Consider the following 14,718-nt stretch of genomic DNA (forward strand, 5'->3'; position numbering starts at 1 on the left):
ACACCTTGTTTGTCGTTTTGAGGGGGAACTGCGGTGCGAGTGACCGGTACGGGGCACGCCAGCATGCGGATCGACACGGCCGCGGGCAGCATCCTGTGCGACCCGTGGGTCAATCCGGCCTATTTCGCCTCGTGGTTCCCCTTTCCGGACAACTCCCTGCTCGACTGGGAGGCGCTCGGCGACGTCGACTACCTCTACGTCTCCCACCTGCACCGGGACCACTTCGACGCGGCGCACCTGAAGCGCTTCGTGTCGAAGTCGGCCACCGTGCTGCTGCCCGCGTTCCCCACCTCCGAGATGGAGGACGAGCTGCGGGAGCTGGGCTTCACCAAGTTCCTGAAGGCGCCGAACGAGCAGGTCGTGGAGCTGGACGGCGGCCTGAAGATCATGATCCAGGCGCTGACCAGCCCGACCGACGGCCCGATCGGCGACTCCTCGCTGTGGGTGGAGTACGACGGGGTCCGGCTGCTCAACCAGAACGACGCCCGCCCGACCGACCTGAGCGTCTTCGCCGAGCTGGGCCACGTGCACGCGCACATGCTCCAGTTCTCCGGCGCGATCTGGTACCCGATGGTCTACGAGCTGCCGCAGGCGGCGAAGACGGCGTTCGGCAAGCAGAAGCGGGACCGGCAGTTCGACCGCACCTGGCGCTACATCGACGACCTGAAGGCCGACCACGTCTTCCCGATCGCCGGGCCGCCCTGCTTCCTCGACGACGAGCTGTGGCAGTTCAACGACATCCACGGCGACGAGGGCAACATCTTCCCCGACCAGTCGGTCTTCCTGAGCGAGTACGCCAAGGTCGGCGGCACCAACGGCGTCGTGCTGCTCCCGGGCAGCGTCGCCGAGGTCACCACGGAGAGCTGCGAGACCAGCCACCCGGTGCCGGTGGAGGAGTTCTTCGCCAACAAGGTCGCCCACCTGGAGGAGATGCGCGAGCGCAAGCGGCCCGTCATCGAGGCCGAGAAGGCGTCCTGGCGGCACCCCGAGGTGGACGTGCTCAAGGAGATGCAGCGCCGCGTCGAGCCCCTGCTGGAGGAGTCGATCTACCTGGCCAAGGGGGTCGGCGGCCCGGTCCGCTTCGACCTGGTGGGCACCGACGACTCGGGCGGCGAGACGATTGAGTCGATCGTGGTGGACTTCCCCGGCAAGCAGGTCCGGCCGTACGCCGACGAGAAGGTCCGCTACCGGTTCCGTACCGAGCGGGCGCTGATCGAGCACCTGCTGCACATCGGCGAGGTTGACTGGGTCAACTCCCTCTTCCTCTCCTGCCGCTTCTCGGCGGCCCGGATCGGCCAGTACAACGAGTTCGTCTACGCCTTCTTCAAGTGCCTCTCCACGGAGCGCCTCCAGTACGCCGAGGGCTGGTACGACGAGCACGAGCGGACCAGCGACGCCGAGGACATCACCCTCGGCGACTGGGTGGTGCAGCGGCGCTGCCCGCACCTGAAGGCCGACCTGACCCGGTTTGGCATCGTCGACGGCGACCAGCTCACCTGCCAGCTGCACGGCTGGAAGTTCGACCTGCCCAGCGGCCGCTGCCTGACCAGCGTCGGCCACAAGGTCCGGGCGCACCGGGCCGGCGAGCAGCAGACCCCCGCCCCGGTGGGCGAGGCGGCCAGCTAACGGCGATTTCCCCGCGCCCGCCGCCCCCGCCGGGTGACCATCAGGTCGAAGAGGGGGCGGCGTGGCCGAGGGAGTGGGCAAGAGCGGATACCGGTACCGACGTGGCCGGGAGATGGCCCGGGACGCCTCCCGGGTGGAGACGTTCAGCGACGGCGTCTTCGCGGTCGTGCTGACGGTGATGGCCGTCGAACTGCTCCAGAACGGCCCGGCCAGGGCCGGTGGGAGGGAGCTTCCCGACGCTCTCGCCCACGCCTGGCCGTCCTACCTGGCGTATGTGATCACCTTCGGCATCGCCGGCCAGATCTGGATCGGCCACCACAACATGTGGCGGTCAGCGGCCGAGGTCGGTGAGGATGCGGCGGGCGGCGTTGTGGCCGGCGGCGCCGATGACGCTGCCCGCCGGGTGGCAGCCGGCACTGCCGGCGTAGACGCCGTCGACCCCCGTGGCGTACGGCATCCGGTCGGTGAACGAGACCGTGTTGTCGACGTGGTGGATGTGCCCGCCGGTGATCCCGAAGTGTGCCTCGATGCCGGGCGGCGGCAGGGGCACCGCGTCGGCGATCAGGTCGCCGGTGCCGGGGGCGTACCGCTCGCAGATCCCGATCAGGCGGTCCACGTAGCCGGGCAGCGCCTCGTCCCAGGTGGTGCCGGCCAGCTCGTACGGCACCGACTGCACGAAGAGCGCGGACGAGTGGTGCCCCCGCCCGTCCGACAGCGACGGGTCCACGGTGGTGTGCAGGTACCACTCGATGGTCGGCTCGTCGGGCAGCCGCCCCGCCTGCACGTCCGCCCACATGGCGCGCAGCGCCGCCATCGGCGGCTCGCCGCCGGAGCCGGTCAGCGAGTCCGAGCCGGGCAGCAGGTGGATCGTCGAGCCGAACGGGCTCGGCGCGTCGCCGGGCAGGCACGAGAAGCGGGGCAGGCCGGTCAGCGCCAGGTTGAGCTTGAGCGTGGTGCCGGGGCGGCGGACCGCTGCCATCCGGTCGGTCAGCGGCGCCGGGAGCGCGCCGTCGGGCAGCAGGTCCATCAGCCGGTACGGGTCGCAGGCGCCGAGCACCACCCGGGCCGCGACCTCCCGCCCGTCGGCGAGGACCACCCCGCCGGCCGCGCCGCCGTCCAGGGTGATCGCGCTGACCGGCGTGCCGGTCAGAATCGTCGCGCCGGCGGCCCGGGCGGCGTCGGCGAAGACGCCCGACACGGTGCCCATCCCGCCCTCGGTGATCATCCACGTGCCGTCGGAGCCGGGCAGCCGGCACATGTTGTGGACGAGGAAGTTGTGCCCGGTGCCGGGGTCGTCGGGGCCGGCGTTCAGCCCGGAGAGGCCGTCGGTGACCGCGTACATGCTGACCAGCAGCTCGGAGCGGAAGTCGAAGCGGGCCAGGTGGTCGGCGACCGAGCCGCGGACCAGGTCGACGAAGACCTGCCGCAGCGCCGGCCGGACGTGCCGCTCGGCGGTCTCCTCGACGGGCAGCGGCTCGGCCAGCCAGGCGGGGGCGAGGTCGTCGCGCAGGGCGGCCAGCTCGGCCTGGAGGGCGTCGTCGGCGGCCACGTCGGCGGGGGAGAAAAACTCCGCGAGCTGCGCCCGGGTGGCCGCCGTGTCGCTGCCGAAGAGCAGGTACGGCGAGCCCGGGCCGCCGGGGGTGGGCAGGAAGTAGTGCGGGTCGCGGCGCAGCACGGGGATGCGTACGTCCAGCGTGGCGAGCAGCTCCGGTGGCATCAGCCCGAGCAGGTACGACCCGGTGGAGTGGCGCAGCCCCGGCACCTTGCGGAACGGCGCCTCGGTGCGGGTGGCCCCGCCGATCACGTCCGCCGCCTCCAGCACCAGCACGTCCAGCCCGGCGCGGGCGAGCAGGATCGCGGACACCAGACCGTTGTGCCCGGCGCCGACGATCACCACGTCGGCCCGGGGCGGCAGCTCGTCACCCATGCCGGGGGAGCCTACTGCCCGCAGCCGCCGCCGGTCAGCCCTTCGTCGCCTGTCGGCCTCCCGTCGTCGGGAGCCCGTTGCCGGCGGGCCCGGTGCCCCGGGGGCGCCGGGAGCGGACCCGGGCAGAGGGCGGTATCCCGTCCCGCTGGCTCAGGAGGGCGCGTCGTCGCCCGTGGGCGGGTCGGCCAGCAGCTGGGCGGTGAACGTCTCCAGCTCCAGCTCGAAGAGCGCCTCGGCGTCGGTGACCGCCCAGTCGAACTGGTGGAAGACCTCCATGGCCACCAGCCCGTAGAGCCGGGTCCAGCCGGAGAGGAAGAGGTACGCGACCTCGACGGGCACCTCGCCGTGGCTGAGCCGCAGCGGCTCCAGCCGCCGCCCGCCCAGGTGCCGCCGGAGCAACTCGGGCGGCGGGGTGCGGAAGGGGGAACGGCGCCAGAGGTCGAGGATCGGTCGGACGAAGACCGCGCCGAGGCGGGCGCCGGGATGGTCCGGGCCGGCGCCGTCGTCGACGGGCGCGTTGCGCCCGGGGGTCGGGGCGCCGAAGATCAGCCCGAACTCGGCGGGGTGCGCCACGGACCAGCCGCGGAAGGTCCGGGACATGGCCAGCAGTTGGTCGACCGGCTCGGCTCCGGCGTCGTCCCGGGCCGCCTCCAGCCGCAGCCGCAGCTCGTCGTAGAGGTCGCCGGCCAGCGCCGCGACGAGCGCCTCCAGGCTGGGGAAGTACCGGTAGATGGCCGGCGCGGTCATGCCCATGTCGCGGGCGATGGCCCGCAGCGACACGGCGTCGACCCCGCCCGTCACCAGCAGCCGCCGAGCCCCGTCCTTGATCTCGGCGACCGTCGCCGAGCGCAGGCGTTCCCGTCGGCTCGGTGCGCCCATCCGGCTGACTCCCTTGACCGAAACGACCGCCGTTGCGATAGTTAACGGCGTTCACTCAAATAAGCGATGGTCACAGCGTAGCCGTCGTCGGAGGGGGAGGCGAATGTTCGCCTGGTGGGGACACATGGTCGTGCGGCTGCGCTGGTCGGTGCTGGCCGCCGCCCTGGTGCTGGTCGCGGTCGGTTCCACCTGGGGGGTCGGGGTCTTCGGGCAGCTGACCGGCGGCGGCTTCGACGACCCGGCCAGCGAGTCCAGCCGGGCCGCCGAGCGGATCACCCGGGAGCTGGGGCCGCAGGGGGCCGACCTCGTCGTGCTCTGGTCCAGCGACGCCTCGACCGTCGACCAGCCCGCCTTCCGTGACCCGGTCGCGGCCACCGTCGCCCGGCTGCGCGAGCGTCCGGAGATCACCAGCGTCACCACCTGGTACGACACCCAGGCCCCCGTGCTGCTCTCCACCGACCGCCGGGCCACCTACGCCCTGGTCCAGCTCCGGGCCGCCGACAAGGACGACAAGGCCGCCGCGTACGAGGAGCTGCGGCCGGCGCTCGACGCGCCCGGCGTACGGACCGAGGTCGGCGGCGCCACGGCGGCCCTTCAGGAGTCGAACACCCAGACCACCAAGGACATCACCCGCGCGGAGCTGCTCTCCATGCCGGTGCTCCTGGTGCTGCTCGTGCTGATCTTCGGTGGGCTGGTGGCCGCCTCCACGCCCCTGCTGATCGGTGGGCTCGCCATCCTCGGCGCGTTCGTCGCCGTCCGGCTGGTCAACATGGTCACCGACGTGTCGGTCTTCGCGATCAACGTCATCACCCTGATCGGCCTGGGCATGGCGGTCGACTACGCCCTCTTCGTGGTCAGCCGGTTCCGCGAGGAGTTGGCCGCCGGCCACGACACCCCGGCCGCGATCCGGCGGACCATGGCCACGGCCGGGCGGACGGTGCTCGTCTCCGGGCTCACCATCGCGACCGCCATGGCCAGCCTGCTGATCTTCCCGCAGGCGTTCCTGCGCTCGATGGCGCTCGGCGGGATGGCCGCCGTGCTGGTCGCCATGCTGGCGGCGTTGACCGTGCTGCCGGCCCTGCTCGCGGTGCTCGGCCACCGGATCGACGCGCTGCGCGTACCGCTGCCGTGGCGGCGTGGGTCGCGCGGTGCGCGGCCGGCGAACGGTGCGACGGGCGGCGCCTGGGCCCGGATCGCGCACAGCGTGATGCGCCGCCCGGTGCGCTACCTGGTCGGGGTGACCGTGCTGCTCCTGCTGCTGGCCACGCCGATCCTGCGGATGGAGTTCGGCGGGTTCGACGACCGGGTGCTGCCCGCCACGGCCGAGCCCCGGGTGGTCTCCGAGCGGATCGCCGCCGAGTTCCCCGGCGGCACGATCGCGCCGATCGACGTGCTGGTCTCCGGGGCGTCCCCCGAGCAGGTGCAGCCCTTCGCCGACCGGGTGGCCGCCGTGCCGGGCGTGACCGGGGTGCAGGTGGCGGCCAACCGGGGCGCGTCCACGCTGCTGACGGTCACCTATCCGGGCGAGCCGACGGGCGACGCGGCGCACGACGTGGTCCGGGCGCTGCGCGACCTGCCGCCGCCGGCCGACGCCGAGGTGCTCGTCGGCGGCCGGCCCGGCGTCGACCTCGACCTGATCGACGGTCTCGCCGAGCGGCTGCCCTGGATGGCCCTGCTGATGGCCGCCGCGATCCTGGTCCTGCTCTTCCTCGCCTTCGGTTCGGTGGTGCTGCCGGTCAAGGCGGTGCTGATGAACCTGGTGTCGATCGGCGCGTCGTTCGGCGTCGTGGTCTGGATCTTCCAGGACGGGCACTTCGCCGACCTGCTCGGCTTCACGCCGACCGGGTTCATCGAGCCGAGCAACCCGATCCTCATGCTCGCCGTGCTCTTCGGGCTGGCGACCGACTACGAGGTGTTCCTGCTCTCCCGGGTGCGCGAGGAGTGGGACCGCACGGGCGACAACACCGCGTCGGTGGCCGTCGCGCTCCAGCGCACCGGGCGGATCATCACCGCCGCCGCGCTGCTGCTGATCATCGTGGTGGCCGGCTTCGCGACCGGCGAGATGGCGTACATCAAGCTCATCGGCATCGGCATGATCGTGGCGATCGTGGTGGACGCGACGCTGGTCCGGGCGCTGCTGGTGCCGGCCACGATGCGGCTGCTCGGCCGCTGGAACTGGTGGGCCCCCGGCCCGCTGGCCCGGGTCTACCGCCGCTTCGGCATCAAGGAGTCCGACGAGCCCGGGCCGGCGGCCCCGGAGCGGGCGCCGCGCCACCGGGACAGCGCGAGGGTGGCGGAGTAGCCGGCCAGCACGATCACGTGGAAGAGGTAGAGCCAGAGCAGGACCGCCACCCCCGCGCCGATCTCGTCGAAGCCCCCGAACGGCACCCCCAGGTCGATCGGGAGCGAGGCGAAGAGCACGAAGCCGTGCAGGAAGCCGGAGAGGTTGGCGGCGGTGAACGACCCGACGCCCAGCGCGGAGAGCCAGTCCGGCGACGCCGGGCCGACCACCCGGAACACCCAGAGCAGCACCGGGGTGAGCACCAGCCAGACCGCCAGGAACGACAGCACCACCCCCAGCGCGCCGGTCCAGCCGCCCTGCCGGACCAGCCCGGTCGTCGTGGGCAGCGCGAGCAGGATCGACAGCAGCAGGGCCGGGGCCGGCGCCAGCAGCGGCAGCAGCAGCAACCGGCCCCGCCAGCCGACCAGCGACTCCTCGCTGCGCGGCACGGCGACCGAGACGAAGGCGCGGCGCAGCCCCTCGCCGTAGAGCGACGCCGGCAGCAGCGACGCCAGGGCCAGCAGCGGGGTCAGCCCCACCCCGGCCCCGACCAGCGCCTGCACCGCGTGGGGCGCGCCGATCGCGTCCGGCAGCGTGTCCACGGCGTACGAGGTGAGCCGGCGCACCCGTTCGGCTCCCGCCAGCAGCGAGGTCAGCCAGATCGCCAGCAGGGCCACCGGCACCACGGCGATCGCCCCGTAGAAGGTGATGGCGGCGGCGTGCAGGGACAGGTCCCGCCCCCGTAGCGGGCGGAACGCCGCACTGGTGATCCGCTTCGCCCGTTGCCATCCGCCGCCCATCGCGGCTTCTTTCCCCGTACCGTCCCGCGTCAGTCATTATGATCACGGGCCATGACCGTTCTCACCACCCAGCGTCTGGTACTGCGGGAGTGGACCGAGGACCCGGCCGACCTGGCCCGGCTCTTCGACATCTACTCCCGGCCCGAGGTCGCCCGCTGGCTGGGCGCGCCCGGCCTGCCCCTGACGGACCCGGCGCAGGCCGTCGACCGGCTCGCGATCTGGCGGGAGCGGCACGCGGGGCACGGCGGCCGGTACGGCATCTGGGCGATCGAGGTCCGCGACACCGGCGTGGTGGTCGGCTCGGTGCTGCTCCAGCCGCTGCCCGGCCGGGACGAGGGCACGCTGACCGAGGACATCGAGGTGGGCTGGCACCTGCACCCCGACTCGTGGGGCCACGGGTACGCCACCGAGGCGGGCGGGGCGGCGGCGGCGCGGGAACTGGCCGCCGGCACGCGGGAGGTGTACGCCGTCGTGGCGCCCGGCAACGAGGCGTCGATGGCGGTGGCCCGCCGGCATGACCCATGTGGGCCGCCGCTCGGACTGGTACGGCGGCGAGTCCCTGGAGACCTTCGTGCTGCGCGCTCTCTCCTGACCCGCCCGACGACCCGTCCGGCCCCGGCTGTCCGCTCCGCGTGGAGATCTTGGTAGGAACCGGCCCCGGGAGGACACTTTCCCACCAAGATCTCCACGCGCCTCCGGCTGGGGCCGGACGGGGCGGCTACGCCACCTCGACGAAGTCGAGTTCCGCCCAGCGGCTCAGGTGGGTGAACCGGAGGGTGTTGAAGCCGGCGTTGAGCGTGACGTCGACGCCCACCTGGCGCCAGACGTCCCAGCCCGTGTTGGGGTAGGTGACGACCTTCGGGTTCGCTCCGTTGACCGTCAGCGTGTGCTGGGCGTCGCCGTAGCCGGCGGCGTAGGCGACGTGGGCGCGGTAGCCGCCGGCCCGGGGCGCGAAGACGGTCACCTCGACCCAGCTGTCCGCGTGGTCGATGTACGCCACGACCTGTCCCTGTGACGTGTTCGCGGCGGTGCGTGCCGCGCAGCGGTTGAGCGTGCCGCGCTCGGCCTCGTACCGCACGCGACTGCCCCGCACCACGGGGTTCCCGCCGGCCCAGCCCAGCGCCGCCACGTACATGCCCCGGGCGGAGTAGTTGTTGATCCAGCCGTGGAACACGATGTGGTCGCCGCCCGCCTCGCGCACCACGTCCGCGCCGCCGGGCCCCCGCACGGCCGAGTCGAGCGACGCCGTGGTCATCAGCGAGCGGTACGCCTTGGTGTAGGGGCCGGTCAGCGAGGCCGACGTGGCGTAGCTGGTCTGGTAGCCGTCGCCGCCGTAGCCGCCGAGGGAGTAGAAGAGCACGTACTGGGCGCCGACCTTGGTCAGCACCGGCGCCTCGATGATGCCGCCCTCCTCGGCGCGACCGCTGCGCAGCAGCTCGACCCGGGCGCCCTGGAGGGTCACCCCGTCGGCCGCGACCTGTTGCAGCCAGAGGCTCGTCGGTTGGCCGATGGCGTTGCCGTCGTCCTTGTAGAGCAGGTAACGCAGGCCGGTGCTGTCGGTGAAGCTCGCCGCGTCGATGTCGCCGCCCTCGCCGGCGTTGCAGACCAGCGGCTGGGTGCCGACGGAGGTGAACGGGCCGAGCGGCGACGTGGCCAGCGCGGCGCCCAGGCACTGCCGGCCGGTGGCCCGGCTGCGGGCGGTGTAGTAGAGCAGGTAACGCCCGTCGGCCCGCTGGGACACGTCGGGCGCCCAGGTCAGGCCCCCGTTGGCCCAGGCGCCGAGGGTCGGCATCGCGTCGGGCCGCCTGGTCCACGCTCCGGTCAGCGAGGTGGCCGTGGCGACCGGGACGTTGCCGTGGCCGTTGTTCGTCGAGTACGCGTAGTAGGTGCTGCCGAACTTGACGACGTCGGGGTCCGGGAAGTCGCTGGCGATGACCAGCGACGGTGTCGTGGTGGCAGCCTGGGCCACCCCCGGGCTGACGAGCAGTGGGGCGGCGACCAGCACGGCCGCCAGCCAGACGAGAGCTCTCCGCATGACGAAAGTCAACCACAGTCATCGATGCGTGGAAAGTTTCCTTCGCGGGGGCCGACTCTGAGGCGCGCCCGATCATGGGATGCGGACTGGGGGTGTCGGACGCCCCTGCGCGACACCCGGCCGAACTCTCCACTGATCACTGACGCGAATCGCGAACACCGGACCGGTCAGTGGTGATCAGGACGCCGTGTACCTCAAAGCGCCTCGGTAACGACCATGGCGTCCTGATCACCAGGCCTCCGACGTGGTGTTGAACTCGGCCGGCGGGGGGAGGGGGAGAGAGTGGCGTGTGTTTCGCGGCGCATCCTCCGGGCAGAAGGCGATGTGCCGTGGTCCAGAAGCGCGTCGTCACCGCCTACCGCGACGGCGACGCGCAACCCGGCACCTCCTCGACGAGGAGACGCCGGAGCAGAGCGCGGAGGCATCGGAAGAGCAGGCCGACGCGGAAGGCTGAGGCTCCCAGCGGGGGCACAGCGGTGGTGGGGAAGAATGGCCCGGTGACTTCGCTCCGGGAACTCGTCCTGCTCGGCTCCACCGGTTCGGTCGGCACACAGGCCATCGACATCGTGCGGCGTAACCCGGACCGGTTCCGGGTGGTCGCGCTCGGCGCCGGTGGCGGCAACGTCGAGCTGCTCGCCGCCCAGGCCCTCGAACTGCGCGTCGACGCGGTCGGCGTGGCGAAGGCGTCCGCCGCGCAGGACCTCCAGCTCGCGTTCTACGCCGAGGCGAGCCGGCGCGGATGGAGCAGCGGGGACTTCAAGCTTCCCAAGATCGTGGCCGGCCCGGACGCGATGACCGAGCTGGCGCAGTGGCCCTGCGACGTCGTGCTCAACGGCGTGGTCGGCTCGCTCGGGCTCGCGCCGACGCTGGCCGCGCTGCGCGCCGGGCGTACGCTCGCGCTGGCCAACAAGGAGTCCCTCGTCGCCGGCGGCTCGCTGGTGAAGGCCGCCGTGACGCGGCCGGAGCAGATCGTCCCCGTCGACTCGGAGCACTCGGCGCTGGCCCAGTGCCTGCGCGGCGGCACCCGGGGCGAGGTGCGGCGGCTGGTCGTCACCGCCAGCGGCGGGCCGTTCCGGGGCAAGCGGCGCGACGAGTTGACGCAGGTCACGCCCGAGCAGGCGCTGGCGCACCCGACCTGGAACATGGGGCCGGTCGTCACGATCAACTCCGCCACGATGGTCAACAAGGCGCTGGAGGTGATCGAGGCGCACGAGCTCTTCGACGTGCCGTACGCCGACATCGCCGTGATGGTGCACCCGCAGTCGGTGATCCACTCGATGGTCGAGTTCACCGACGGGTCCACCCTCGCCCAGGCCAGCCCGCCGGACATGCGGCTGCCGATCGCGCTCGGCCTCGGCTGGCCCGACCGGGTCGCCGACGCCGCCGCCGCGGTCGACTGGACGAAGGCCCACACCTGGGAGTTCGCGCCGCTGGACGACGAGGCGTTCCCGGCGGTCGCGCTGGCGAAGGCCGCCGGCGAGGCCGGCCGCTGCCGGCCGGCGATCTACAACGCGGCGAACGAGGAGTGCGTGGCCGCCTTCGTGGCCGGGCGGCTGCCCTTCCTCGGCATCGTCGACACCCTCCGGCGGGTGGTGGAGGACGCTCCGGATTTCGACGAACCGGGTACCGTCGAGGACGTGCTCGCGGCGGAGTCGTGGGCGCGCGCGCACGCGCAGGAGATCATCATCGCGGGTTCGGTGGAAGGAGCTTGATGGCGTACCTGCTCGGGGTGGTGCTCTTCGCCCTCGCGATCCTCGTCTCGGTGAGTCTGCACGAGGCGGGGCACATGCTCACCGCCAAGGCCTTCGGCATGAAGGTCACCCGCTACTTCGTGGGCTTCGGCCCCACGCTCTGGTCCTTCAAGCGGGGCGAGACGGAGTACGGCATCAAGGGCATCCCGCTCGGCGGCTTCTGCAAGATCGTCGGGATGACCCCCCAGGACGACGACGTCGACCCGGCCGACGAGCCGCGCGCGATGTGGCGGTTCCCGGTGTGGAAGCGGACGATCGTGATGTCCGCCGGCTCGATCACCCACTTCGCCCTCGCCCTGATCGCCCTCTGGATCATCGCGGTCTCCGCCGGCCTGCCCAACCCGGAGTTCCCGAGCACCGAGGCCGAGATCCGCAAGGAGCCGGCGGTCATCGCGCTGTCGAAGTGCGTGGTCCCGGAGAACACGCTGCGCGAGTGCACCGCCGCCGACCCGGCCAGCCCCGCCGCCCAGGCGCAGCTGCGCGACGGCGACCGGATCACCGCCATCAACGGCACGCCGATCAACGACTACGGGCAGCTGCTCACCACCCTGCGCAGCCTCAAGCCGGGTGACACGGCGCAGATCGCGTACGTCCGCGACGGCCAGCCGGCCACCGCCAGCACCGTGCTCGCGCAGACCCAGCGGCCCCCGCTCGACGACCCGAAGGGCCAGGTCACCGCAGTCGCCGCGCTCGGCGTCGGCCTGGTGCCCAGCACCCCGACCCGGGTGACGTACGGGCCGGTCGGCGCGTTCGGCGCGACCGCCGACTTCACCGGCGACATGGCCGTCAACACCTTCGAGGCGATGAAGCGCATCCCGCAGAAGGTCCCGGCGCTGTGGACGGCGATCACCGGCGGCGAGCGGGACATCGACACCCCGATCAGCGTGGTCGGCGCCAGCCGGCTCGGCGGCGAGGCGGTGGAGAACAACGCCTGGCTGCTGTTCTTCATGCTCTTCGTCTCGCTGAACTTCTTCATCGGCGTGTTCAACCTGCTGCCGCTGCTGCCGCTCGACGGCGGGCACATCGCCATCGCCTGGTTCGAGCGGGCCCGCTCCTGGCTCTACGCCCGCATCGGCCGCGCCGACCCCGGGCGCGTCGACTACCTCAAGCTCATGCCCGTCACGTACGCGGTGATCCTGATCGGTGGCGTGTTCACGCTGCTGACCATCACCGCGGACGTCGTCAACCCGATCACGCTCTTCTCAAGGTGAGTGCCTGAAGTGACCGCTGTCAGTCTCGGTATCCCCTCCGTGCCGCCCCCGCCGCTCGCCCCGCGTCGGGTCAGCCGCCAGATCATGGTCGGTCCGGTGCCGGTCGGCGGCGGCGCGCCGGTGTCGGTGCAGTCGATGACCACCACCCTCACCTCCGACGTCAACGCCACGCTCCAGCAGATCGCCGAGCTGACCGCGTCCGGCTGCCAGATCGTCCGGGTGGCCGTGCCCAGCCAGGACGACGTGGAGGCGCTGCCGGCGATCGCGAGGAAGTCGCAGATCCCGGTGATCGCCGACATCCACTTCCAGCCGAAGTACGTCTTCGCCGCGATCGACGCCGGCTGCGCGGCGGTCCGGGTCAACCCGGGCAACATCCGCCAGTTCGACGACAAGGTCAAGGAGATCGCCAAGGCGGCCGGCGACGCGGGCGTGCCGATCCGGATCGGCGTCAACGCCGGCTCGCTGGACAAGCGGCTGCTCGCCAAGTACGGCAAGGCCACCGCCGAGGCGCTGGTCGAGTCGGCGCTGTGGGAGTGCTCGCTGTTCGAGGAGCACGGCTTCCGCGACATCAAGATCTCGGTCAAGCACAACGACCCGGTGGTGATGATCCGGGCGTACCGCCAGCTCGCCGAGAAGTGCGACTACCCGCTGCACCTGGGCGTCACCGAGGCCGGCCCGGCGTTCCAGGGCACCATCAAGTCGGCGGTCGCCTTCGGCGCGCTGCTGGCCGAGGGGATCGGCGACACGATCCGGGTCTCGCTGTCGGCGCCGCCGGTGGAGGAGATCAAGGTCGGCAACCAGATCCTGGAGTCGCTCGGGCTGCGCGAGCGGGGCCTGGAGATCGTCTCCTGCCCGTCCTGCGGTCGCGCCCAGGTCGACGTCTACAAGCTGGCCGAGGAGGTGACCGCCGGCCTGGAGGGGCTGCCGGTGCCGCTGCGGGTCGCGGTGATGGGCTGCGTCGTGAACGGTCCGGGCGAGGCCCGCGAGGCCGACCTCGGGGTCGCCTCCGGCAACGGCAAGGGCCAGATCTTCGTCAAGGGCAAGGTCGTCAAGACCGTGCCCGAGGCGCAGATCGTGGAGACCCTGATCGAGGAGGCGCTGCGCATCGCCGACGAGATGGGCGCCGAGCTGCCCGAGGAGCTGCGCAGCCTGCTTCCCGGTGCCACCGTCACCGTGCACTGACCCGTCGCGCCGCCGGCCGGGCGGTCACGGTGTCGTGGTCCCACTCGTCACTCGGCCCGCGCGGCACGGGGCGGATCTGGCAGGCTGGTATCCGTGCTGACGGTGCCGGTACGGCAACTGGGGGAGTCGGAGCGCCGCGCGGTCGAGCGGCTGCTCGACCTCGACCCGTTCGCGGGCGCGCAGGTCGCCGAGCGGATCACGGCGCGCGGCCTGGCCTGGTGGCGTGCCGAGGGGCGGGTGCTGGGCTACGGCAGCCGCCGCAACCTGGAGTCGATCTGCTGGCTCGGCGGCAACCTCACCCCCGTGCTCGCCACCGAACCGGCCGTCGCCGCCTACGCCGACCTGCTCGCCGGCGAGGAGCGGCTCTGCTCGTCGATCGTGGGCCGGGCCGACGCGGTGCTCGGGCTCTGGGACCGCCTCTCCGCCGTCTGGGGGCCGGCCCGGGACGTACGCCCGAACCAGCCGTTGCTGGCGACCGACGCGCTGCCGGCGCTGCGGGCGGACCCGGAGGTGCGGCGGGTGCGCGCCAGCGAGGTCGACCGGCTCTTCCCGGCGGCGGTGGCGATGTACACCGAGGAGGTGGGCGTCTCGCCGCTCGCCGACGACGGCGGGCGCGGCTACCGGCGGCGGGTCACCGACCTGGTCCGGACCGGGCGGGCGTACGCCCGGTTCGTGGACGGCCAGGTGGTGTTCAAGGCCGAGCTGGCGGTGGTGACCCGCCGGACCGCCCAGGTGCAGGGCGTCTGGGTGGCCCCCGACTGGCGGGGCCGGGGCATCGCGTCGGCGGCGATGGCGGCGGTGGTGCGTGACGCGCTGCTGCGGGTCGCCCCGACCGTCAGCCTCTACGTCAACGACTTCAACCTGCCGGCCCGCCGGGTCTACGAGCGCTGCGGGTTCCGCCCGGTCGGCACGCTCGCCACCGTGCTCTTCTGAGCCACCCCTCGCGGCGTCCGCGCGGGACGACCCTCGGCCGGCGCGGCCCACGACACCGGCCTCCGGCCAGGTGAACGGCGGGTAAATGCGTTG

General features: G+C 72.6%; 11 protein-coding genes and 1 pseudogene. 8 read left to right on the forward strand and 4 right to left on the reverse strand.

Annotated features, from left to right (window positions below; translation table 11 throughout):
* The first annotated feature begins 33 nt into the window (after nucleotides 1-33).
* Nucleotides 34-1,626 (forward strand): Rieske 2Fe-2S domain-containing protein, encoded by a 1,593-nt coding sequence (locus tag AB0883_RS00920; RefSeq protein ID WP_366638392.1) that lies wholly within the window; start codon nucleotides 34-36, stop codon nucleotides 1,624-1,626.
* A gap of 178 nt (nucleotides 1,627-1,804) precedes the next feature.
* Nucleotides 1,805-1,912, forward strand: a pseudogene (locus AB0883_RS00925) (DUF1211 domain-containing protein); the annotation flags it as partial.
* A 45-nt stretch (nucleotides 1,913-1,957) separates the two neighbouring features.
* On the opposite strand, the gene AB0883_RS00930 reads toward AB0883_RS00925, so the two are convergent.
* Together AB0883_RS00930 and AB0883_RS00935 are read right to left on the reverse strand one after the other, a co-directional pair.
* Nucleotides 1,958-3,553 carry an NAD(P)/FAD-dependent oxidoreductase gene (locus AB0883_RS00930; protein WP_366638394.1) on the reverse strand — a complete coding sequence of 532 codons (1,596 nt, stop codon included), beginning with the start codon at nucleotides 3,551-3,553 and terminating at the stop codon, nucleotides 1,958-1,960.
* 150 nt (nucleotides 3,554-3,703) lie between these two features.
* Nucleotides 3,704-4,432 (reverse strand): TetR/AcrR family transcriptional regulator, encoded by a 729-nt coding sequence (locus tag AB0883_RS00935; protein ID WP_366638396.1) that lies wholly within the window; start codon nucleotides 4,430-4,432, stop codon nucleotides 3,704-3,706.
* A 103-nt stretch (nucleotides 4,433-4,535) separates the two neighbouring features.
* Here AB0883_RS00935 and AB0883_RS00940 point away from each other — a divergent pair, with 103 nt between their 5' ends.
* Complete coding sequence (locus AB0883_RS00940) at nucleotides 4,536-6,734, forward strand: MMPL family transporter (protein WP_366638398.1); 2,199 nt, start codon at nucleotides 4,536-4,538, stop codon at nucleotides 6,732-6,734.
* Here the strand turns inward: AB0883_RS00940 and AB0883_RS00945 are convergent.
* Nucleotides 6,638-7,513 carry a YhjD/YihY/BrkB family envelope integrity protein gene (locus AB0883_RS00945; RefSeq protein WP_366638400.1) on the reverse strand — a complete coding sequence of 292 codons (876 nt, stop codon included), beginning with the start codon at nucleotides 7,511-7,513 and terminating at the stop codon, nucleotides 6,638-6,640. The genes AB0883_RS00940 and AB0883_RS00945 overlap by 97 nt on opposite strands.
* A 51-nt stretch (nucleotides 7,514-7,564) precedes the next feature.
* Between AB0883_RS00945 and AB0883_RS00950 the strand changes: the two genes are divergently transcribed.
* Nucleotides 7,565-8,161 carry a GNAT family N-acetyltransferase gene (locus AB0883_RS00950; protein ID WP_366638402.1) on the forward strand — a complete coding sequence of 199 codons (597 nt, stop codon included), beginning with the start codon at nucleotides 7,565-7,567 and terminating at the stop codon, nucleotides 8,159-8,161.
* A 70-nt stretch (nucleotides 8,162-8,231) separates the two neighbouring features.
* Here the strand turns inward: AB0883_RS00950 and AB0883_RS00955 are convergent, their stop codons facing one another.
* The gene (locus AB0883_RS00955; protein ID WP_366638404.1) at nucleotides 8,232-9,548 is read right to left on the reverse strand and encodes a family 43 glycosylhydrolase; all 1,317 of its coding nucleotides are present in this window, start codon (nucleotides 9,546-9,548) and stop codon (nucleotides 8,232-8,234) included.
* Between the two features lie 497 nt (nucleotides 9,549-10,045).
* Here AB0883_RS00955 and dxr point away from each other — a divergent pair, with 497 nt between their 5' ends.
* From dxr to AB0883_RS00975, 4 genes are all read left to right on the forward strand, one after another.
* Nucleotides 10,046-11,260: a 1-deoxy-D-xylulose-5-phosphate reductoisomerase gene (gene dxr, locus AB0883_RS00960; RefSeq protein WP_366638406.1), complete on the forward strand. Its 1,215-nt coding sequence runs from the start codon at nucleotides 10,046-10,048 to the stop codon at nucleotides 11,258-11,260.
* Nucleotides 11,260-12,510: a site-2 protease family protein gene (locus tag AB0883_RS00965; RefSeq protein WP_366638408.1), complete on the forward strand. Its 1,251-nt coding sequence runs from the start codon at nucleotides 11,260-11,262 to the stop codon at nucleotides 12,508-12,510. Before dxr ends, AB0883_RS00965 begins: the two co-directional genes overlap by 1 nt.
* Nucleotides 12,511-12,519: 9 nt before the next feature.
* Nucleotides 12,520-13,692: a flavodoxin-dependent (E)-4-hydroxy-3-methylbut-2-enyl-diphosphate synthase gene (gene ispG, locus AB0883_RS00970; protein ID WP_366638410.1), complete on the forward strand. Its 1,173-nt coding sequence runs from the start codon at nucleotides 12,520-12,522 to the stop codon at nucleotides 13,690-13,692.
* A 93-nt stretch (nucleotides 13,693-13,785) separates the two neighbouring features.
* Nucleotides 13,786-14,625: a DUF4081 domain-containing GNAT family N-acetyltransferase gene (locus AB0883_RS00975; RefSeq protein ID WP_121396071.1), complete on the forward strand. Its 840-nt coding sequence runs from the start codon at nucleotides 13,786-13,788 to the stop codon at nucleotides 14,623-14,625.
* Nucleotides 14,626-14,718: the final 93 nt, after the last annotated feature.

The organism is Micromonospora sp. NPDC047812 (assembly GCF_040704175.1).
GTDB lineage: Bacteria > Actinomycetota > Actinomycetes > Mycobacteriales > Micromonosporaceae > Micromonospora.